The organism is Variovorax sp. PBL-H6, from assembly GCF_901827155.1.
Taxonomy (GTDB): domain Bacteria; phylum Pseudomonadota; class Gammaproteobacteria; order Burkholderiales; family Burkholderiaceae_C; genus Variovorax.
Map to the genome: position 1 here is coordinate 150,585 of NZ_LR594660.1, position 18,021 is coordinate 168,605.

Annotated in this window: 23 protein-coding genes; 12 read left to right on the forward strand and 11 right to left on the reverse strand. The window is 62.3% G+C overall.

Going from position 1 to position 18,021, the window contains the following annotated elements:
• Positions 1-3 precede the first annotated feature (3 nt).
• Positions 4-393, forward strand: a complete 390-nt coding sequence (locus G3W89_RS28985) for a hypothetical protein (RefSeq protein WP_162571060.1) — start codon at positions 4-6, stop codon at positions 391-393.
• A 57-nt stretch (positions 394-450) separates the two neighbouring features.
• On the opposite strand, the gene G3W89_RS28990 is transcribed toward G3W89_RS28985, so the two are convergent.
• A complete protein-coding gene (locus tag G3W89_RS28990; protein WP_162571059.1) occupies positions 451-1,341 on the reverse strand; it encodes a hypothetical protein in 891 nt (296 codons plus the stop codon).
• 235 nt (positions 1,342-1,576) lie between these two features.
• Here G3W89_RS28990 and G3W89_RS28995 point away from each other — a divergent pair, with 235 nt between their 5' ends.
• Both G3W89_RS28995 and G3W89_RS29000 read left to right on the forward strand, forming a co-directional pair.
• Positions 1,577-1,966, forward strand: a complete 390-nt coding sequence (locus G3W89_RS28995) for a hypothetical protein (protein ID WP_068673903.1) — start codon at positions 1,577-1,579, stop codon at positions 1,964-1,966.
• Between the two features lie 143 nt (positions 1,967-2,109).
• Positions 2,110-2,466: a hypothetical protein gene (locus G3W89_RS29000; protein WP_162571058.1), complete on the forward strand. Its 357-nt coding sequence runs from the start codon at positions 2,110-2,112 to the stop codon at positions 2,464-2,466.
• A gap of 111 nt (positions 2,467-2,577) precedes the next feature.
• Here G3W89_RS29000 and G3W89_RS29005 read toward each other — a convergent pair whose 3' ends face one another.
• A complete protein-coding gene (locus G3W89_RS29005; RefSeq protein ID WP_162487226.1) occupies positions 2,578-3,489 on the reverse strand; it encodes a S49 family peptidase in 912 nt (303 codons plus the stop codon).
• Between the two features lie 99 nt (positions 3,490-3,588).
• A complete protein-coding gene (locus G3W89_RS29010) occupies positions 3,589-3,981 on the reverse strand; it encodes a hypothetical protein (protein ID WP_068673909.1) in 393 nt (130 codons plus the stop codon).
• A gap of 160 nt (positions 3,982-4,141) precedes the next feature.
• Between G3W89_RS29010 and G3W89_RS29015 the strand changes: the two genes are divergently transcribed.
• Together G3W89_RS29015 and G3W89_RS29020 are read left to right on the forward strand one after the other, a co-directional pair.
• Positions 4,142-4,480, forward strand: a complete 339-nt coding sequence (locus G3W89_RS29015; protein ID WP_146041332.1) for a hypothetical protein — start codon at positions 4,142-4,144, stop codon at positions 4,478-4,480.
• A gap of 188 nt (positions 4,481-4,668) precedes the next feature.
• The gene (locus G3W89_RS29020; RefSeq protein WP_068673913.1) at positions 4,669-5,256 is read left to right on the forward strand and encodes a ribonuclease HII; all 588 of its coding nucleotides are present in this window, start codon (positions 4,669-4,671) and stop codon (positions 5,254-5,256) included.
• 294 nt (positions 5,257-5,550) lie between these two features.
• Here the strand turns inward: G3W89_RS29020 and G3W89_RS29025 are convergent, their stop codons facing one another.
• The 5 genes from G3W89_RS29025 to G3W89_RS29045 form a co-directional block, all read right to left on the reverse strand.
• On the reverse strand, positions 5,551-6,096 hold the full coding sequence (locus G3W89_RS29025) for an alpha-ketoglutarate-dependent dioxygenase AlkB (RefSeq protein ID WP_068673915.1): 546 nt from the start codon (positions 6,094-6,096) through the stop codon (positions 5,551-5,553).
• Between the two features lie 844 nt (positions 6,097-6,940).
• Positions 6,941-7,474 carry a macro domain-containing protein gene (locus G3W89_RS29030; RefSeq protein ID WP_068673919.1) on the reverse strand — a complete coding sequence of 178 codons (534 nt, stop codon included), beginning with the start codon at positions 7,472-7,474 and terminating at the stop codon, positions 6,941-6,943.
• A gap of 58 nt (positions 7,475-7,532) precedes the next feature.
• A complete protein-coding gene (locus G3W89_RS29035; RefSeq protein ID WP_068673922.1) occupies positions 7,533-8,030 on the reverse strand; it encodes a regulatory protein RecX in 498 nt (165 codons plus the stop codon).
• 22 nt (positions 8,031-8,052) lie between these two features.
• Positions 8,053-8,499, reverse strand: a complete 447-nt coding sequence (locus G3W89_RS29040; RefSeq protein WP_068673924.1) for an NUDIX domain-containing protein — start codon at positions 8,497-8,499, stop codon at positions 8,053-8,055.
• Positions 8,500-8,511: 12 nt separating this feature from the next.
• A complete protein-coding gene (locus G3W89_RS29045; RefSeq protein ID WP_162571056.1) occupies positions 8,512-9,186 on the reverse strand; it encodes an NUDIX hydrolase in 675 nt (224 codons plus the stop codon).
• Positions 9,187-9,410: 224 nt separating this feature from the next.
• Here G3W89_RS29045 and G3W89_RS29050 point away from each other — a divergent pair, with 224 nt between their 5' ends.
• The 5 genes from G3W89_RS29050 to G3W89_RS29070 all read left to right on the forward strand — a co-directional run bounded on the left by G3W89_RS29050 (position 9,411) and on the right by G3W89_RS29070 (position 13,187).
• Positions 9,411-10,283, forward strand: coding sequence for a cysteine hydrolase (locus tag G3W89_RS29050; protein WP_162571055.1), 873 nt, complete (start codon positions 9,411-9,413; stop codon positions 10,281-10,283).
• A gap of 62 nt (positions 10,284-10,345) precedes the next feature.
• On the forward strand, positions 10,346-11,071 hold the full coding sequence (locus G3W89_RS29055; RefSeq protein WP_162571054.1) for a hypothetical protein: 726 nt from the start codon (positions 10,346-10,348) through the stop codon (positions 11,069-11,071).
• 40 nt (positions 11,072-11,111) lie between these two features.
• Complete coding sequence (locus G3W89_RS29060; protein WP_068673933.1) at positions 11,112-11,735, forward strand: hypothetical protein; 624 nt, start codon at positions 11,112-11,114, stop codon at positions 11,733-11,735.
• 57 nt (positions 11,736-11,792) lie between these two features.
• On the forward strand, positions 11,793-12,281 hold the full coding sequence (locus tag G3W89_RS29065) for a nucleoside 2-deoxyribosyltransferase domain-containing protein (protein WP_068673935.1): 489 nt from the start codon (positions 11,793-11,795) through the stop codon (positions 12,279-12,281).
• Between the two features lie 48 nt (positions 12,282-12,329).
• Positions 12,330-13,187, forward strand: coding sequence for an NAD(+)/NADH kinase (locus tag G3W89_RS29070; RefSeq protein WP_068673936.1), 858 nt, complete (start codon positions 12,330-12,332; stop codon positions 13,185-13,187).
• 66 nt (positions 13,188-13,253) lie between these two features.
• Here the strand turns inward: G3W89_RS29070 and G3W89_RS29075 are convergent, their stop codons facing one another.
• Together G3W89_RS29075 and G3W89_RS29080 are read right to left on the reverse strand one after the other, a co-directional pair.
• Positions 13,254-13,703, reverse strand: coding sequence for a peptidyl-tRNA hydrolase (locus G3W89_RS29075; RefSeq protein ID WP_068673938.1), 450 nt, complete (start codon positions 13,701-13,703; stop codon positions 13,254-13,256).
• Positions 13,703-14,002 (reverse strand): hypothetical protein, encoded by a 300-nt coding sequence (locus G3W89_RS29080; RefSeq protein WP_068673940.1) that lies wholly within the window; start codon positions 14,000-14,002, stop codon positions 13,703-13,705. Before G3W89_RS29080 ends, G3W89_RS29075 begins: the two co-directional genes overlap by 1 nt.
• A gap of 148 nt (positions 14,003-14,150) precedes the next feature.
• Here G3W89_RS29080 and istA point away from each other — a divergent pair, with 148 nt between their 5' ends.
• Positions 14,151-15,674 (forward strand): IS21 family transposase, encoded by a 1,524-nt coding sequence (istA, locus tag G3W89_RS29085; protein ID WP_162571147.1) that lies wholly within the window; start codon positions 14,151-14,153, stop codon positions 15,672-15,674.
• Entirely contained in the window at positions 15,667-16,506 is an 840-nt protein-coding gene (gene istB, locus G3W89_RS29090; RefSeq protein WP_162570835.1) for an IS21-like element helper ATPase IstB, read from the forward strand. Before istA ends, istB begins: the two co-directional genes overlap by 8 nt.
• Here the strand turns inward: istB and G3W89_RS29095 are convergent, their stop codons facing one another.
• Positions 16,507-17,298 (reverse strand): glutamate--tRNA ligase, encoded by a 792-nt coding sequence (locus G3W89_RS29095; protein WP_162571053.1) that lies wholly within the window; start codon positions 17,296-17,298, stop codon positions 16,507-16,509.
• Positions 17,299-18,021: the final 723 nt, after the last annotated feature.

Here is an 18,021-nt window from a genome sequence, read left to right on the forward strand (position 1 = left end):
TAAATGGCGCAATTTAACGTCGAATTCGACGCTACCGGCTTTACCCGCAACGCTACGGTCTCCGCAGGCCAGTTGAGTGACGCGTTCATCCAGGCGTTCAATGCCCGTCACGCGAAGGCTCGGACCTTCCCGAAAGGCGTGGCGACCCTGGTGCGCGGCCAGGTTTGCCCGGAGCGCTCTGGTAACCGAGCTGGAACCCGCTGCTTTGTCACCATCGTGTTGGCAGTCGAGGCCCCACATGAGGAGGCCGCGGAGAATTTCTATCCTCCAAGTGCTTTCCTGAAGCTCCTCTTCGATGTGCTGGGCGAGAACCAGGGCAACGAAGCCTCTCTCAGCCTGGAGCGAGGATGGGAAATCACCGCCATCGAATCGCTCGAAACCGAACTGGCCTAGCCATCATTCCGAACACTCCCCTTGAAGCAAGTGCTTTGAGGGGAGCTTTTTCGTGCTTCAGGCGGGGGTCGCCAGGTACTCGTCGCGTTTGACAGGAGTTGCTCGAGGACCACCCCTGCCCGAATGCTGCTCCCAGTACCCGAGGACCAACTCCATGATGGGTTCCACGTTCTTGCCGGAAAGCGCGTTTGCCTCTCGTCGATGCTTCAAGGCTTCGGCACACTTGAAGGCTGCTTCGAGCTCCTTGCGTCGTTCGAGCGGCACCTCCTTTGGATGCTGAATCGCAGCTGCAAAGGCCTGTACCTCCGGCGCCCGGCTTTCCTCCTTCGATGCGACGACCAGCAGTGCTGCCAGGGCGCCAGCAGGAAGCCCGCTGCGGCCCGCTCGAATTGAAATGGGGTCGAGCACCTGAATACCCTTGCGCAGCTCGTAGACGGCCTTACGGATGTCGCGGTCGCCGGCAGCCGCAGCGACAGCTGACACGGCCTGGCCTCGCACGAAGGCCGGGCTGGTGAGCTTGCCCAGAAGGCCTGAGCGACGTAACCCTTCCTCAAATGCATCCCGGCCCCGCTTGACGGCCGCGCGGCTATCGACGGCGTCATAGAGCTTCTCTGCATCCGTGATGCTCTCGCAATCGGCAACCCCCAGCCACACCTGGGCAGGAGCAACCTTCCCCTCGTGCAGGATGGCGGTGATGCGGGTGTACCCGTCAATCAGTCGAGTCTTTCCGTCAGCAGTCCGTGCTGCAAGAAAGTTGACGTGCAGGGGGTTGTCGGAACCTGTGATGTGTCGAGCTTCCTTAGCGCGGCGCAAGTGATGGCGCTGTACGCGAAGCACGGACTCCTTGTACATCCCGAGCACAACATCGAAAGGGACACGGACCCAATGCATGCGGTCCGCGGTGGGTGAATCAGGGCCAACGAAGGCGGGGAGTTTGGGAATGTCCATAAGTGCACCTTCGCGTTGGCTCAGTTTGAATCCAATTACGCGGGCTATCGCGACGTTCGGAGAATAGCCTTTCCAGTGCCTTTGCGCCAGATTGGGCGCACTAACGGAGGGGGAAGTGTTGCCGGCCAGCTTCATCTCGCCGCCCCAACCTTGCGGGAGCGAGCCTGCGGTTCGCGATGTGCTCGCCAAACTCATATGGCTACACCGAGCATCTAACCCAACAGGAGCGCTACCTTTGTCCAAGTACGAGACCACCCTCGTTGTTCACGCCAGCGCGACCGCAATCAACGCGTTCAAAGCCGAAGTCCTGCCTCTTCTAAAGGCGAGAGGGGTCGAGGTTCGGCGCGAGGAACCGACCGCCATGTGGCTGCACGAGACCAAGCCCTCGGAGAGCATCTTGTCGGACGTCTGTCATGGCCTCTCTCTTCTGCGCCCGGCTCTTTCGCTGTTCGTCAGCCTGGACCGTGGACCAGCGGGAGAGCAGCTTTGGTACGTGCGCGAAGGAGAAACGCTTGCGTATCGGCAATCCGGTGGCCACGAAGGCGCAGAGGCGGTCAACCGCGAGTACGGACCGGTCGGCTTTCTTCAGGCAGCCTTCGAGCAGTTCTGCCTTCGCTCGGACTAGCAGCTCTCCGATTCCTCCGTGAAACGCCCTCCCCCGAGGGCGTTTTGCCGTGTTGGCAGCGGCGGTGCCTAAGGGTTAGACCTCGCCGCCGGCCACTCGAGCTCGTATCTAGACGAGGCAGGTTAACTCAGTAAGGACGCTTCATGAACGCCATCGCTCTCCCGCACTCTTCGGTTCCCGCTGTCGAGTACTCGCATTTCGACCTGGTTCATTGGCTCAAGGTGAAGGCTGCGCGCGCTCAACGCAATGCCTTCTACCCGTCGCACCACTACGTGCCCGGCCATCCCCTGGTCGGCAAGCAGGTCATCGACAAGACGACCGGCCGCAAGTACGTCGTGGAGAATGTCCGGAAGGACTGGCTTCGAGGTTGGTTCCTCCGAGCCCAGCTTGTGGTCAACGGCAGCCACCGCGTCTGCCTCATCGACAACTTGTGCTGCCGCGACGCAGGGATTCTCAAGGAAATCGACCGCTTCAAGGCAGAATTCTCGACGGTTCACTAAGTCTCTTCTTCTGCGCCTCCCCAGGAGGCGCTTTTTTCTTGCCAGTCGTAGACCGGGTTGGGCCATGAGGAAAGGCGCCAATGGCGCCCTCCTTTGGACTCAGCAATGACCCTATCGGGGAAGGAGTTGCGGGCCTTCGACCTCTGGCTTGAGGAGCGCCGCAGCTTGCACGCTGACGCCCGAGATGAGGGACTCCAGCAGACCACGCGCCGGCGCGTACTCATGGATGTTCTTGGTGCCGAAGCTTGCCTGGGCCGCAGATTCGATATCTCCGAGGGTGTCAGCAAGGCCGAGTTGAACGGCCTCTTCGCCCGTCCAAACGGTTCCCGAGAACAAATTCGGTGTCTCCATGTGAAGTCGGGCACCCCGGCCGGCCTTGACCGCATCGATGAAGTGCTTGTGGATGGCCGACAGGAGCTCCGACTGCTTCGTCCTCTCGTCGTCCGTCTGGGGCCCGAACGGGTCCATCATGTTTTTTGACTCACCTGCGGTCACGACCCGGCGTTCCACGCCCAGCTTGTCCATCAGACCCTGGAAACCGAAGCCCTTGGTAATGACGCCGATGGAGCCAGCGATGGTGGAGCGGTTGACCACAATCTTGTCCGCTGCGACGGAGATGAAGTACGCGCCCGAGGTCATCATGTCCTCGGCGACCGCCACCACTTTCTTCTCCGGGTATTGCTTCTTGAGCTGCAGGATGCGGTCGTTGATGAGCGCCGACTGGACCGGCGTGCCTCCCGGGCTGTTGATGCGCAGGATGACGCCCTTGGCGTTCACGTCAGCGAAGGCCTTCTCCAGGAGGGGATTCAGCCGCTCGGCGCTGGCCGCCTTGCCTGGTCCGATTTCGCCTTCGATGCGAATCATGGCAGCGTATCCACCGGGAACGATGGGCTGGGCCGCGGACTTGAAGAAGCCGAAACCGAGCACGCCCAGATAGCTCAGGCCGAGGGTCGCGATGACCGCGTACTTCGCGTAGGTCAATCGGCGGGAGAGCCGTCGGTCCGCGAGGAGGTCGTCGAACATGCGACGCTCGAGCGTCTCTTTGCGGTCAGGAGTGTATTCAGTTGTCATCGCGGGTCTCGCTTGGGGTGGCACTGCCTGGGGGCGACCCGCTCGGGGTGGTCAGGGTCTTCCGTCAGGGTTGGACGGCTCGTATAGCGAAAGCACCGCCTGAAGCAGCCGATGGGCGTCCTCCTGCTCCACCTTCTGCGAAACCCAGCCGAGCAAGGTACCCACCAGCGCCTGCTCGAGGATTTCCTCCCTCCGGGCTGCAGTTGGAACTTGCAGGTAGCCCTCGCATTCCACAACGCGGGCAACGTCCTTTGCCAGCAGCGACTCGGCAATATCGCTCTTGAGGAGCCGTGCAGCATCGTCCGGCAGGCCGGCCTGAAGGATGAGAGTGACGGCCTGCGATTGGGCGCGGTGGATGACGTCCAGTGCCATGGCTTGTGCCAGCACGGAGAGCTTGCGGCGGCTGTCGTTGTAGGTTCGTTCCGTGAGGGCCGGGAATTCCATTGGGTGTGCTGCGTAGAGTCGTTTGCACATCTAGAGCATTCGTTTAGCCGGAAGTACTCTTTGGTGCTGGCTCTGCGTTCTTCGTTAGCCTGGCAGGCAGAAGAAAACGCCCCGGAAGGACCAAGGCGTTCGTTCAATCAGTTCAGCGGTCGTACACGGCTTGGATGACCCTGAAGAGCCCAGCCAGCTTTTCGACGTCCTTTCGGTTGTAAAGCCGGTTGCGGTGCCCACAGCTTGGGCAGACGAATTGACCTTCACCTCGATGCCAGGTGTCGCCGCCGCTGCAGCCATGCGGGCCCTCATACCAGTGCGTCTGGATGTAGGTCAGTTCGCCGATGGAGGTGACCGCACCGCAGCCTTGGCCGAAGTTGTTGCGCTCGCAAGCGACGGGCGTTTGTCGCAGCAGCCCGCTTCGGATTTTTCGCAGGCGGTCCATCTCCGCCTGTACGGCGGCAAGTTCAGCCTCATTTTCCGCCAGCGCTTGGTTGAGCGCGACTGAGCTTAGAGGGTCGGTCGCATTTGCATCGGTGGGCGCAAGAGAGATTGTCATGTCATTCCTTTCTGTTGGTCCTGCCCCGGTGTAGCGAAGCCGCCCGGGCCAGCGGCTAAACGACGGCGCCTATAGGGGGACGGACCAGAGACTTGGCGAATCCCTCGAAAAGCTCACAGGTCTCGAAATGGCGCCACATGAGCAATTCCCCCTTCAAGCTGGTTTGCGGTGTTGACGAAGCAGGCCGCGGCCCGCTCGCGGGGCCTGTCTATGCGGCTGCGGTCATCTTCCGCGACGTCTTGGTTCCAGGCCTCGACGATTCAAAGAAACTGAGTGCACGCCGACGCGAGGCTCTTCTGCCGCTCATCGAGGAGCATTGCTGGGTAGGCGTCGGGGTGGCCACCGCCGAGGAAATCGACAAAATCAACATCCTGCAGGCGACCTTCCTGGCCATGGAGCGCGCCGTTGCCGCCTTGCCCGTCCGTCCGGACCTGATTCGCGTTGACGGAAACCGGCTGCCACGCTTCGAGAACTTTGCAGCCAACCAGCTGGAGAGCCTGGTCGGCGGTGATGCCCTATGCCCGCAAATTTCCGCCGCGTCCATCGTTGCCAAGGTGCGCAGAGACCGGCATATGGTCGAGCTGGACGCGCGTTACCCCGGCTATGGCTTCTCCAAGCACTCCGGGTACGGCGTTGCCGCCCATATGGAAGCACTACGCACGCGCGGTCCCTGCCCCGAGCACCGGCAATCGTTTGCTCCGGTCCGGGCGGCCGCGCGTCGATAGGAAAGCCATCGCGCCCGACCAAGGAAAACTCCGTCGAGGTGGCGGGGTCCGGCGGGAATCAAGCGGCTGCTAACAGCTTGCGCTGACCCGGGAGCGCAGCGGGCCCACCACCGCGATTCACTCCCCGCCCTTAGGGATAGCGCCCTTAGCCTTTTGCTGTGTTTCGCACGGAGTCGTGCCGGCCTCAGTCCCCCGCCGGCCGCGCCTTTGCCTCCTTCGTTGGATGCACGCACGGCGGCAAAGAAAAAGCCCCGAGGCCAGCTGCGGCTTCGGGGCTCGTAGGGTCAGTTGTTGTCAGGCGACGTAGCCGCGGAACGTCAAGCTGATGCGCGTGCCGCAGGAGAAGCCGGCCTTTGGGATTTTGTGGTCCCACAGGTCTTGCATACCTGGGGCCATGAGACACAGGCTTCCATGCTGGAGCTTGAGCCGCTCGATGCTTTCCTTGTCGCCTCTGCGTCGAAACATGATGTCGCGCTCCGCGCCGACTGTGACGATGCCAATAGGGCGAGCGTCGTCCATTTCGCTGGAATTGTCGCCATGCCACCCAAGGTGGTCACGCTGGTCTTCGTATCCGTTCAAGAAGCAGACCTCGAACTTGGTGTTCGTGCGCTCCTCGAGAGCCGCCTTGATGTCAAGGACGACCGGATGCCAAGGCTGTGGCTGGTATTCGCGCTTGAACTCCTCCACCCCGTAGGCGTAGGGCACCGGATGCTCGTTGGAGTAGTACTCACGACGCGGCGTCGTGCCGCGGCGTTCCCAGGCGAGCTCGTTCCAAAGCGCGTTCAAGACGGCGTCGGGGTCTTTCAGAAATCCGGGGATGTACGTGATTGGCGCGTTCATGGCTCTTCTCTTTAGCGTAGGAGAAGCATTTTAGCACGACCGATACGTTTTAGGAAGCCCTCGACCTAAACTAAATGTCAGTGTTCTGGACCGACCCTGAACTGCCGAAGACCCTTCGCAGCGGCCGCACCCAGTACCCTCGCCTGGACATGAAAACGAGGCTCCAGGCCAGTGCAATTCCTGTTGTGCCCAACGCTTGCATCAAGATTTCGAGAGGGTCGGCCAGGAGCGTTCCAAGTCCGTAGGCAATCGCGGGAGTCAGGCCGGCGCCTGCGCAGAACGCAAGCGCCTGGAGCGCACTCTTGCCGGCATGTATCGACCAGCGGCCCCAAATCTCTTGCATCGCGGCTCGCTCGGCGGCAGACATGCTCGGGTGGCTCTGTGCCGCGAACCCAGCAGCGTCGAGGCGAATGCGAAGGCCTTTGAGCGCCGCTCGCAGCGTCAACGTGGCTGCCAGGGCGCCAGCCAGGGCGGGGCTGAACAGCCAACTTGCAGCGCCTGTCGCGTAGAAGAATGCCGCGCCGGTGAGCGGGAGGCTGGATGTCCGCGTCACCCCGTAGACGGGGGAGTCCAGGAATTTGAGGATTTGAGCGGTTCGGGCGCGAAGCGCCTGCGTGCTGCGCGCGGTCATGGGAAGCAGGCTAAAAGCCCCTCCCTGCGAAAGTCGAATCTCATCATCTGCTTCTTGCCTGTTTGGCGCCAATGATAGCTGTCGCCTCGTGTCCGAAACGCGCCTCGGTGCGTCCCAAATCCCGTCAATGCGCGACGAACATCACGCCCAACCCCATAAGAAAACCACCGCCCTTTGGAAAAGGAGCGGTGGTTGAAGTAGAGAACGGATTTCTTACTCGACGGTTGCGCCGGGGAGGAGCCACAGGTCGCTGTCGATGTTCTTCATCGAGCGTTCGATACGCTCGCGGACCTCGGGCCACTTGCCTCGGGCAAGGCCGCAGCCAATGAGGGGGTAGTTCACCGGCATCTTGGTTGCCGCGGCAATCATGTAGATGCGGGCAAACGCAGCTTCGATGGCCGGATAGTCGGCGAAGACGCGGGTGCTGGTGTCGTCGCTCGTGGCGTAGTCGTATTGCGTCATGGCGTTGACGACGATGACTCCCTCGGGGATGCTCTCGTCGAACTGGCTGATGTGCCTCATGAGCTCGGGCTGCTGCATGCGCAGCTTTGGATTGGCCACCGCGACGATGTCGCCGAGCTGCAGGCCGAACACCTCGAAGCGGTTCATGTAGGCGCGGTAGGCGAACGGGTAGCGGTTTCGAATGGCCTTGGCCATGCCGGAGCCCATCTTGCCGAAGCAGTTGCAGCCGTGGACGATGATTCCTTGCTGGGCCAGGAGGTCACCGGTGTTGAAGCGGATGGTCATGAAGGGTTCCTTTGTGTGTTGTCCTGCAGCCGTATAGGCAACTCGACCCCTCACCCCTTTAGACAGGCCGTCCATCCTCCTCTTCGGCGCGCCGCTGGGCCTCTGCGTGGAGGTGACGCATGGCGGCCTTGACCGCCCCACCAGAAAATCCCCGCGATGCCAGGTACCGGTAGGCCTTGGCCTTGAGGGCCTCGTCGAGGGGCTTTCCCTCGAAACGCTCCGCAACGCGTAGGGCGCGTGTCTCCTCGGGCTCGAGCTGCTCGAGCTGCTCAGCCGCGAGCTCTTTGGAGATGCCTTTGGCCGCAAGCTTCGCGGTCACGCTGCGGTTGCCCAGTCGGAGGGCGGAGGTGCGCGCGGCACCCGCGGCAAACCGCCCGTCATCCTGGAAGCCGTGACGCTGCATTTCACCCACCGCAGAGGTCGCCTCCTCGGCCGGGTACCCGCGGTTCGTGAGCTTGTCCTGAAGCTCCCTGGCCGAGTATTCCCGGCGGCTCAGGAGCCAGACGGCGTAGGACTTTGCAGAGCGCTTCGGTGGTTCGCGAGTGTGCTTGGGCATGAGCCTGTGTAGCGGCCGGGTTTCAGCGTTTTGGTCCGGCGATTGCCTCGAGGCCCGGCAACGTTCGGAGAAGCGCCGTCATCGAAAGCGCGCAGTACTTCGGTACTTCCGGCAGGTCCACCCACCTGTACTCGTCGACCTCAGGCGTCAAGACGCCGGTCCGGAAGTGAGGGAAATGGCTTGTGCACTGGCACCGGCCCAGGTCGCAATCGGCCTCCGCCAGCGTCGTTGTGAACAAATGGAGGTCCTTGCCGGACCTGTAGGCGAAAAGGCCCACTTCCCGAAGCGCTTCGGCCGCCAGCACCAGCCCTGTTTCCTCCAGGACCTCCCGGACCGCTGCCTCCCTGGGCGATTCACCGGGTTCGGCACCGCCCTTGGGGATGTCCCAGTGGCGCTGGCCCGTGGCATGGGCCACCAGGAGTTGGCCGGCCGCGTTCCGGATGAGCACGCCGCACGATGTGGTCTTCATCGCGTTGCCGCCTCAGGACAGCAGTGCCCGCTCGACGGTCGAAAGCTTGTGGCGGAACTTGCGCTTCAGGCGGTAGATTTGCGCGGGCCGCTGCGAGATGACCTCGGTCTTGGCGCCAGGAATCTCTTCCACCAGGTCGAGCTCGTCCACCTTTCGGCGAAAGCTCACCTTGTTCAGTGTCTTGCCCAGCACCGCTTCGTAAACCGACTGCAACTCAGGCAGCGTGAACTGCGGGCCGCACAGATGTGCCGGCAGCGATGAGTAGATGCTCTTGCTGCGCACGCGCTTGACGGCCGCCGCAACAATGTCATTGTGGTCAAAGGGCAGGTCTTTGACGGCGCTGACGGGCAACACCTGCATTCCCGCCTGGTCGGCGGCTTCCAAAACCTCCAGCGGCATCAGCGCGTAGTAGACGATGGAGACGGACCATCCGCGAGGGTCGCGCTCCGCGCCCGAGAATGTCGCCAACTGCTCGAGGTAGGGGCTCGTGACCCCGGTCTTGGCCTTGAGAACGCGCAGCGCCGCATCAAACGCTGTGTTGTCTTCGTCGGCATGGATATAGCCCCCGGGCAGGGCGTAGCTGCCGGCGAAGGGCTCTTTGTCCCGCTTGAAGAGCGCGACGTGGAGCTTGTGCTCCTTCAGGGTCAGTAGCACGACGTCGACCGTGCAGATGACAGTTTGAAACATGGGATTCCTCTTTAGAGGGAGCTTTGTGGGATAAGCCTGCGGGAAGGCCGTTAGTATCATTATAGAACTAACGACACTTTTTGGGCAAGGCCACGACAAGGCCCCTCCCCTTGCCTGTTCCGCACTCATTTTTTTTGCGCTGGGCGCCCTCGATTCCGCTGTTAGTTGCACGGAGAAACTAACGATGCTATACTGAGCACAACACAACGGCAAAGGAGCTCCGCATGAAGCACAACATCCACCTTCTCGTCATCGACCCGCAAAACGACTTCTGCGACCTGCCGTCCGCCTACCTGCCCGCGGACCCACTGAAGCCTGGCGAGGTCCTCCGGCCGCAACTCGCCGTCCCCGGCGCGCACGCTGACATGCTGAGACTGACCGAGCTCCTGAATCGCGGTCTGCGCGGCCTCTCGGATATCTCCGTCACGCTGGACTCCCATCACCGTGTGGGCATCGAGCGCCCGGCCATGTGGATGAAGGGTGACGGTTCGCCCGTTGACCCGTTCACCCAAATCACCGCCGCCCAGGTGCGAGCTGGCGCCTATCTGCCGCGCCACCCGAAGGCCACGGACCGCGTGCTGGCCTACCTGGACGCGCTCGAGGCGGGTGGCCGCTACGTCCACATGGTTTGGACGCCACACTGCGAAATCGGAACCTGGGGGCACAACGTGCACGCCGATGTGCGCGCCGCCTACGTCGCATGGGAGGAGGCGTTCCTCGGCATCGTAAACAAGGTGACCAAGGGCTCGAACCCCTGGACCGAGCACTACAGCGCGGTCATGGCCGAGGTTCCGGCGGCCGACGACCCCACCACGCAGCTCAATCGCGGCCTCATCGACATCCTGGCCCAGGCCGACATAGTGCTCATTGCCGGCGAGGCGGGCAGCCACTGCGTCAAGGCCACGACCGAGCACATTGCCGACAACTTCGGCGCCGACAGTCTCAGCAAGCTGGTGCTCCTGACCGACTGCATCTCGCCGGTAGGTGGGTTCGAAGCCCAGTACCAGTCGTTCCTGGCGGACATGACCGCTCGCGGCCTGCGTACGGCGACGTCGACCGACGTGCTGGGCGAACTCGTGGCCAACGGGCGCAAGTAACCTCTAAACCGCTTGGACCGGGCGGGTTGAGACAACCCGTCTCTAGACCAGAAAGGATTCCCATGAAACTCGTTGATGACACCATGACGCTCGGCAGCGTCTCCGGCTTTGCGTTCTCCGCCGTCCGTCCAGAGACGCTCGGCTCGACGGAGTACACCCTTGTGACCGTCGTGATGGACAAGACCGGCTCGGTTTCCTCGTTCGCGGACGAGTTGAACAAGCTCAAAGTCACGGTGGTCGGTGCTTGCAGAAAGAGCCCTCGTGCCGAGTTCCTCCTGCTGCGCGTCGTCGAATTCAATCGCAGCGTCGACGAGGTGCACGGGTTCCTGCCTCTGAATCAGGTGGATGTGGCCTCGTACGTGGCCCCAACCTGCGAGGGGCTGACCGCCTTGGCCGACGCCACCTTTGCCGCGGTAAGTGCAACCAACGCCTACGCCAAGACGCTGGCCCAGCAGGACTACCTGGTCAACGGCATCGTCTTCATCGGCACCGACGGCGTCGACAACGATAGTCGCATGCGGCCAGCGGACATCCAGAAGGAGATTGTGGGTGCGTTGAAGGGCGAGCACATCGAATCGCTGCGCACCGTCCTGATTGGCATCAACGCCGCCCAATACGCCCGCGAGCTCCAGGCCTTCCAGGTCGAAGCGGGCATCGACCAGTACGTCGACTTGGCGGATGCAACGCCACAACGCCTGGCCAAGCTCGCGGACTTTGTCAGCCGCTCCATCTCCGCGCAGTCCCAATCCCTTGGCACTGGCGGTCCCAGCCAAGCTCTCGTCTTCTGAGAACGCCCGGCCAGGCTTCGCTCAATCTAGCCTTTGCTTCATGCCTACCACCAACGTTCGCTGCCTTAGTCAAATCCTGGACTACCTGCAAATCCAGGACCTGCTGGACCTTATCGACGAACCTGCCCACACAGCCTGCAAGCACATCCTCGCGGACAACCGCAAGCTGTTCGAGACCACGCGCGGGTCGACGCACAACCATCAGGCCTGGGATGGGGGCTACCTGGACCATGTGGTCGATTCGATGAACTACGGTCGCCACCTGTATGCGCTGACCAAAGCGTTGGGTCGCCCGCTGCCGTTCTCGATTTCAGACGCATTGCTCATCCTGTACCTGCACGACCTCGAGAAGCCTTGGCGCATATTGGTGCACTCCGACGGCCAGGTTGTAAACCGCCAGGGCCTGGATACCAAAGCCGCGTTCAAGGCTTTTCGCGCGGCCAAGCTGCAGGAGTATGCGTTGGTACTGACACCTGCGCAGCTCAACGCGCTGACGTACGTGGAAGGCGAAATGCAGGACTACTCGAGCAACGGTCGTGTGATGAACGAGCTCGCGGCGTTCTGCCACATGGTGGACGTCTGGTCTGCGCGTATTGGTCATGCCTATCCGGTGGATGGCGATGAGTGGCATGGCGCGGGCCGCTTTCGTCAGTTCCCGGGGTGAGCAGCACCCCGTCCGCTTCACGGGCTAAAGCCCTCGAAATCCTACTTCTTTCTCCAAATGCACATCATCTTTGCACAGCAGCCCCTCGAAAAATCCATCTTCCTCGCGGGCCCCACGCCGCGCGATGCCGCCACGAAGTCCTGGCGCCCGCAAGCGCTGGAGATTCTTCGGGGTCTGGACTTCGACGGGAAGGTCTTCGTCCCCGAGACGGTTGGAGGCGGGCTTCCTCCCAACACGTATGACCCGCAGGTGCAGTGGGAATGGCAGGCCCTAAATCAGGCCACAGTGGTCGTGTTCTGGGTGCCCCGTGACGTCGCAACCCTGCCTGGCTTCACGACTAACACCGAATTCGGCTTGCTGGCGGCGTCGTCAAAGTTGCTGCTGGGCTTTCCTGGAGACGCGCAGAAGATGCGCTACCTTGACCGCCTGGCACAGCGCTACCACATCCCCGTACACGCCGACCTGGCCGAGCTGCTGGAGGCGGCGGTCGAGAAGACGAAGAACCCTTACCCCTTCAACGGGGCCGGCGCAGAGCTGGCCTTCTAGGTTTCCCCAAAGAACAAGTTTTCCGATTCCTGCACCGCAAAAACAACAATGACGACCCTGGCCCTCTTCAGCAAGCCCAACAACCCCCACGCATGGGGTGTTCTCAACGAAATCGTCTCCTGGGCGCAGCTCAAGGGCCTACGGGTTCTGGTGGGGCCCGACAAGGGCGGATGGGACGGCAAGAACTGGAGTTCTGAGCTCATCGAGTCGGCCAGGCAGGAGGCGGACATTGCCATTGCCATCGGCGGGGACGGCACCCTGCTCGGGGTGGCTCGCAACCTCTTCGGCTGGGGCAAACCCATTCTTGGCGTCAACCTTGGAACCCTCGGCTTCCTCACCGACGTTGCTGCCAAGGACATTGAACGGATGCTGGATGCTATCCAGGCCGGCGAGTACACGGTCGAGGACCGCATTCTTCTGGAGGCAGGGCTGGACGGCGAAGAGTCGAGGGGGCTTGCCTTCAACGACGTCGTGTTCACAAACGGCGGCTTCGGCCGGCTCGCTCAGTTCGACGTCTTCGTGGACGAGCAGCCCGTCTTCTCCCTGCGTGCGGACGGGCTCATCATCACGACGCCCACCGGCTCGACCGCCTACGCCCTGTCGGCCAACGGGCCCATCCTGCACCCCTCCTTGGCAGCCATCGCCCTGGTGCCACTGAACCCACATTCGTTGACCGCAAGGCCCATCTCGCTTCCGAGCTCGGTGAAGGTCGAAGTCGTTGTGCGAGGGACGGTGGAGTCGAGGGTGGTCTGCGACGGGCAGCCATACGGCGGGCCGCTCACGGACGGAACGCGGGTCCACGTCTCGCAGGGTGCGACCACCGTGAAGATGCTGCACCTGAAGGACTACAACCTGTTCAAGACGCTTCAGCAAAAGCTGAACTGGAGCTCGCCGCGCGAGCGTTGAGCGCCTGACCAGGAAAAGCGCCCCCAGCGTCGATGACGTGGGGGCGTTGGAATGAGACGCACGGGGCTAGCGCGCCAGCGTGAATCGCTTGGTGATGTTGGCGACCTCGTCCTTGTAGGCTGGGCCGATACCAACGGCAGTGATGATGGGCTTGCCGGTGAAGTGCGGCAGGAGAATATGGCCCCGGTCGATGATGAGCTCGCAGGGCAGGCCCGCGGCTTTCGCTTCCCGGTATGCGCGTATCAGCTGGCCGACGTTCTTGCCGTACATCACGAGCTTGGTTCCGTTGCCGCTGCCTCGGTACTGAGCGGTGATTTCCGGTCGCTCGAGCTTGGCGCGGTCATGGGCCAGGTCGAACGCGTGACCGCACTGTGCAGCCAGCTTGCCGGTCGGCATCTGGAGGTCCGCACGATAAAGCGCGTAGAGCGCCAGTGGCCGATGGTCCGCCGTGAAAGCTGCCATCGTGCGTGCCCGCTCGTCGAGCATGGCTTGGATGTCAGGGTCGAAGGCTGCCATCAATGGGCCCTCTGCCGCACCCACACCTCGGCGTCGCAGAACCCGACTGGCACGCGCTTGCCGGTGTCGGTGAATGCTGTCAAGGCCAGCGCTGGCGCGCGAAGCGGTTCGTTTTCCGACCAGGTCTTGGCGAGGAATTCGCCTTCGGCCAGCTCGAGGCCGGGCACGTTGACGCTCAGAGTCCCGTACGCCTCGCCTTGCCGGGATTGCACGATAAACGCGAGCGCTCCGTCCCGATAGCGTGTCTCCCTGACCTCGAGGTCTTGACCGTAGGCCTTGATTGTTCCGATGAGTTCCATGGTTTCCTAGTACGAAGTGGTCCTGCTTCGTATAGGTGTTGACGCCGACCGAAAACTGACCATCTAGAGGTCGAAGTGCCTACTGAAAATTGACCAGGGTGTTCCACTGACCTGCTGAAACTTTCAGCAGGGAAATTAGGTGATCACCATGGACATGATTGGCAAGGTCAGGCGCATGAAGCTGCGCGACCAACTCTCCCTGAGCGAGATTTCCAAGCGAACCGGCTTGGCCCGAAACACGGTCAAGAAATGGCTCAAGGCCCCCGGCCATGAGCCTCCGAAGTACGAGCGACGCGTCGTTGAGCGCAAGCTCACGGCGTTCGAGGGCACGCTGCACCAGGCGCTGGCGGCCGATGCGCACCGGCCCAAGCAAAGCCGGCGTTCTGCAAGGGCACTGTTCTCCCAGATCCAGGCGCAGGGTTACCGCGGTGGCTACAGCGCGGTCACGGACTTCATCCGGGCGTGGCGCACGCGCTCTGACAGCAGTCCGGCCAAGGCGTTCGTGCCCTTGAGCTTTGAGTTGGGCGAGGCGTTCCAGTTTGACTGGAGCGATGAGGCGATGGTGGTGGGCGGCGTGTTCTACAACGTGCAGGTCGCGCATTTGAAGCTGTGTGCCAGCCGAGCGTTCTGGCTGGTGGCGTATCCCAGCCAGGGGCACGAGATGCTGTTTGACGCGCACACGCGCTCGTTCCAGGCGCTTGGCGGGGTGGCGCGGCGGGGCATCTACGACAACATGAAGACCGCGGTGGACAAGGTCAAGCGGGGCAAGGGGCGCATCGTCAACGCGCGCTTTGCGGCCATGTGCAGCCACTACCTGTTCGACCCGGACTTCTGCAACGTGGCCTCGGGTTGGGAGAAAGGGGTGGTGGAGAAGAACGTGCAGGACAGCCGCCGGCGTATCTGGATCGAGGCGAGCACCCGGCGCTTCGGCTCATTCATCGAACTCAATGCCTGGCTGGCAGAGCGTTGCCGCTCGGTGTGGGCCGACACGTCGCACCCGATCCATCGACAGTTCACCGTGGGTGAGATGCTGGAGTTGGAGAGGGGCCACCTCATGTCCATGCCGACGCTCTTTGATGGTTATGTGGAGCGCCTGGCCCGGGTAAGCAGCACCTGCCTGGTGGTGGCCGCCCGCAACCGTTACTCGGTGCCGTGTGAATGGGCGGGTCACATCGTGAGCACCCGGGTGTATCCGGAGCGGGTGGAGGTGGCTGCCATGGATGCGGTGGTGGCCAGCCACGCCCGGCTCTCGGGCAGTGGACAGACCGTCTTTGACTGGCAGCACTACATCGACCTGGTGCAGCGCAAGCCGGGTGCGCTTCGCAATGGAACACCCTTCCTGGATCTGCCGCCTGCGCTGCTGCGGCTGCGGCAGTCTTTGTTGCGCCACGCCGGAGGTGACCGGGTCATGGCGCAGGTGCTGGCGGTGGTTCCGCAGGCGGGTTTGGAGGCGGTGCTGGTGGCTGTAGAGCTGGTGCTCGAAGGCATGGCCCCCAGCGGCAGCATCAGCGTGGAGCACGTTCGCAATGTGCTGGCGCGGTTGAACAACCCGGTGACCCCAATGCAGGCCGAGACCGCGCTGCAATTGACCTTGGCGCCCAAGGCCGACACAGCGCGGTACGACCGGCTGCGTCCCACCCACCTGGATGATCAGGAGGTGCGTCATGCGTGATACGACACGGGATGTTCACGCGCAGCTCAAGGCATTGAGGTTGAACGGCATGGCCGTGGCCTGGGCGGATCTGGTCGAGCAAGGTGGGGACTCGACGCTGGATGCCTCACGCTGGCTGGTGGAGCATCTGCTGCAAGCCGAAGATGCGGACCGGGCGATGCGCTCGATTGCGCACCAGATGAAGTCGGCCCGCTTCCCCATGCACCGCGACTTGGCCGGGTTCAACTTCGAGGTGTCGCAGGTGGACAAGGCGCTGATCCAGAAACTCTCAGACCTGTCCTTCACCGACGATGCGCAGAACGCTGTGCTGATCGGTGGGCCTGGCACGGGCAAGACGCACCTGGCCACCGCACTGGGCATTGCCGGGTTGAGCCGGCACGCCAAGCGGGTGCGGTTCTACTCCACGGTGGATCTGGTCAACGCGCTGGAGCAGGAGAAAGCCCAAGGTCGCGCAGGCCGCATTGCCATGAGTTTGGTGCGCATGGACCTGGTGGTTCTGGACGAACTGGGCTACTTGCCGTTCAGCCAGTCCGGTGGTGCCTTGCTGTTCCACCTGCTGTCCAAGCTCTACGAGCACACCAGCGTGATGATCACGACCAACCTGACCTTCGCGGAATGGTCCAGCGTGTTCGGGGACGCCAAGATGACCACCGCGCTGCTCGATCGGTTGACGCACCACTGCCACATCATCGAGACCGGAAACGAGTCCTACCGCTTCCGCCACAGCTCCAAGGAGGCCAAGGGCCGCATCAAGTCCAGGGAGCAGGAGCGCAAGACTTCAGCCAGTCAACCCTTGAATGAAGGGAGCGAGAAACCAGGAACGTCTCTATAGTTATCCACAGCTGACCTCCTGCGGAGGCAGCCTTAGCCCCTGGTCAAAATTCAACCGGCACAGCTGGTCAATATTCCATCGGCGCCAACAGCCCCAGCCCAGGCGGAGCAAAAAGTTGCACATGGCGTCTGCGCCGATGCCGTCTGCCTGGAAGTCGAGCAGCGACTTGGCGCCGTCCGACTTCGAGAGCTTCTTGCCGGTCTTGAGGTCGCAAAGCAACCCGATATGCGCGTACTGGGGCACGGCGGCGTCTAGCGCATCGTAGATGGCGACCTGCTTCATGGTGTTGCTCACGTGGTCGTTGCCGCGGATGACCAGGTTGATGTCAAAGTCGATGTCGTCGACGACGCTCGCGAAGTGGTACGTCGGCATGCCGTCCGATTTCAGCAGCACCATGTTCTTGATGAAGTCGAGGTCGAGCTTCGTGACCTTGACTGTGCCGAGCGCTCGGTCGTCGAACGATTGATGGACCAGGTCGTGCTGCAGAAAGACCGCGCCATCGCGGTGGACCGCCCTGCCCTTTGCGACCAGGTCGCCGGCGACCGTTTGGTAGCGGGCCTGCCGGTCGCTCTGCTTGAAGGTGAGGTCGTGGCCGAGCTTGAGGTAGTCCATAGCCTGGTAGATGACGTCAACGAACTGGTCCTGCGACTTGGCAGTGTTCGTGTCGTCAATGCGCAGGAGGAACTTGCCGCCAGAGGCGCGCGCGGCCAGCCAGTTGAAGTAAGCCGTGCGTGCGGTTCCGAGATGGAAGAATCCAGATGGGCTTGGGGCGATGCGTGTGTTGTAGACCATGGGTGCTCAGAGAAAGAGGTTCAGGACAAAGTGGCGTGCGCTGATACGCTAGGCTTAGAGCAAAGAGGCAGGGCTGGCCACGCGAACTGACGCGCGAATGCTCTTCGATGGCGTGCCTTCATAGACGCCCCATTCGGTTAGCCGACGCCGGAGCGACTCGAGGCTGATTCCAAACTCCTTTGCAACAGACTCGAGGGATTCGCCAGGCAGACGGCTGGCCCATCTGGCGCAAATGGCCGCCTGGGGATAGCGGGCTTCGAACACGCGGTTTGCCGCTAGCGTCAGCGCCACGCGATGCTCATGAGCCGCAGTCAGGCAGTGGGAGATTCTGGCTAGTCTTCGCTTGCCCATCAGTGGTGCAACGCGACTCATCAAGTCCTTTGCCGCATTGCCGTGTACTGCTGCGATGTAGCTTGCCTTCCACCCAACGCGCGTGGGCGCTTGGTAGCAAACGGTCGTTGAGACGAGGCGGGAGAACCGGGCAACGACGTCCTCGTCGGTCATTTTCAGTGAGACGCGTGTGCGCCCCTGGATGAAATCGAAGCTCCCCTCCCCTTCAAGTAGCCCAGCTGTCCATTCCAGCGAGACCTCCGACGGCTCGTCAAGGGCCGGGTAGCAAGCTTGAGTTGGTGGTGAACTTGACGCATCTGAGCATGAGTCATGCTGCGCGGCTCGACTGACCTTGCAACCCAGGATGTTCAACCGACGGGACACGGAGCTACG

Bases quoted from the DNA above. Each gene is read 5' to 3' on its own strand.
- G3W89_RS28985 (WP_162571060.1), top strand. From the start codon at position 4: ATGGCGCAATTTAACGTCGAATTCGACGCTACCGGCTTTACCCGCAAC.
- G3W89_RS28990 (WP_162571059.1), bottom strand. From the start codon at position 1,341: ATGGACATTCCCAAACTCCCCGCCTTCGTTGGCCCTGATTCACCCACC.
- G3W89_RS29000 (WP_162571058.1), top strand. From the start codon at position 2,110: ATGAACGCCATCGCTCTCCCGCACTCTTCGGTTCCCGCTGTCGAGTAC.
- G3W89_RS29005 (WP_162487226.1), bottom strand. From the start codon at position 3,489: ATGTTCGACGACCTCCTCGCGGACCGACGGCTCTCCCGCCGATTGACC.
- G3W89_RS29010 (WP_068673909.1), bottom strand. From the start codon at position 3,981: ATGGAATTCCCGGCCCTCACGGAACGAACCTACAACGACAGCCGCCGC.
- G3W89_RS29020 (WP_068673913.1), top strand. From the start codon at position 4,669: ATGAGCAATTCCCCCTTCAAGCTGGTTTGCGGTGTTGACGAAGCAGGC.
- G3W89_RS29025 (WP_068673915.1), bottom strand. From the start codon at position 6,096: ATGAACGCGCCAATCACGTACATCCCCGGATTTCTGAAAGACCCCGAC.
- G3W89_RS29030 (WP_068673919.1), bottom strand. From the start codon at position 7,474: ATGACCATCCGCTTCAACACCGGTGACCTCCTGGCCCAGCAAGGAATC.
- G3W89_RS29035 (WP_068673922.1), bottom strand. From the start codon at position 8,030: ATGCCCAAGCACACTCGCGAACCACCGAAGCGCTCTGCAAAGTCCTAC.
- G3W89_RS29040 (WP_068673924.1), bottom strand. From the start codon at position 8,499: ATGAAGACCACATCGTGCGGCGTGCTCATCCGGAACGCGGCCGGCCAA.
- G3W89_RS29045 (WP_162571056.1), bottom strand. From the start codon at position 9,186: ATGTTTCAAACTGTCATCTGCACGGTCGACGTCGTGCTACTGACCCTG.
- G3W89_RS29050 (WP_162571055.1), top strand. From the start codon at position 9,411: ATGAAGCACAACATCCACCTTCTCGTCATCGACCCGCAAAACGACTTC.
- G3W89_RS29055 (WP_162571054.1), top strand. From the start codon at position 10,346: ATGAAACTCGTTGATGACACCATGACGCTCGGCAGCGTCTCCGGCTTT.
- G3W89_RS29060 (WP_068673933.1), top strand. From the start codon at position 11,112: ATGCCTACCACCAACGTTCGCTGCCTTAGTCAAATCCTGGACTACCTG.
- G3W89_RS29065 (WP_068673935.1), top strand. From the start codon at position 11,793: ATGCACATCATCTTTGCACAGCAGCCCCTCGAAAAATCCATCTTCCTC.
- G3W89_RS29070 (WP_068673936.1), top strand. From the start codon at position 12,330: ATGACGACCCTGGCCCTCTTCAGCAAGCCCAACAACCCCCACGCATGG.
- G3W89_RS29075 (WP_068673938.1), bottom strand. From the start codon at position 13,703: ATGGCAGCCTTCGACCCTGACATCCAAGCCATGCTCGACGAGCGGGCA.
- G3W89_RS29080 (WP_068673940.1), bottom strand. From the start codon at position 14,002: ATGGAACTCATCGGAACAATCAAGGCCTACGGTCAAGACCTCGAGGTC.
- istA (WP_162571147.1), top strand. From the start codon at position 14,151: ATGGACATGATTGGCAAGGTCAGGCGCATGAAGCTGCGCGACCAACTC.
- istB (WP_162570835.1), top strand. From the start codon at position 15,667: ATGCGTGATACGACACGGGATGTTCACGCGCAGCTCAAGGCATTGAGG.
- G3W89_RS29095 (WP_162571053.1), bottom strand. From the start codon at position 17,298: ATGGTCTACAACACACGCATCGCCCCAAGCCCATCTGGATTCTTCCAT.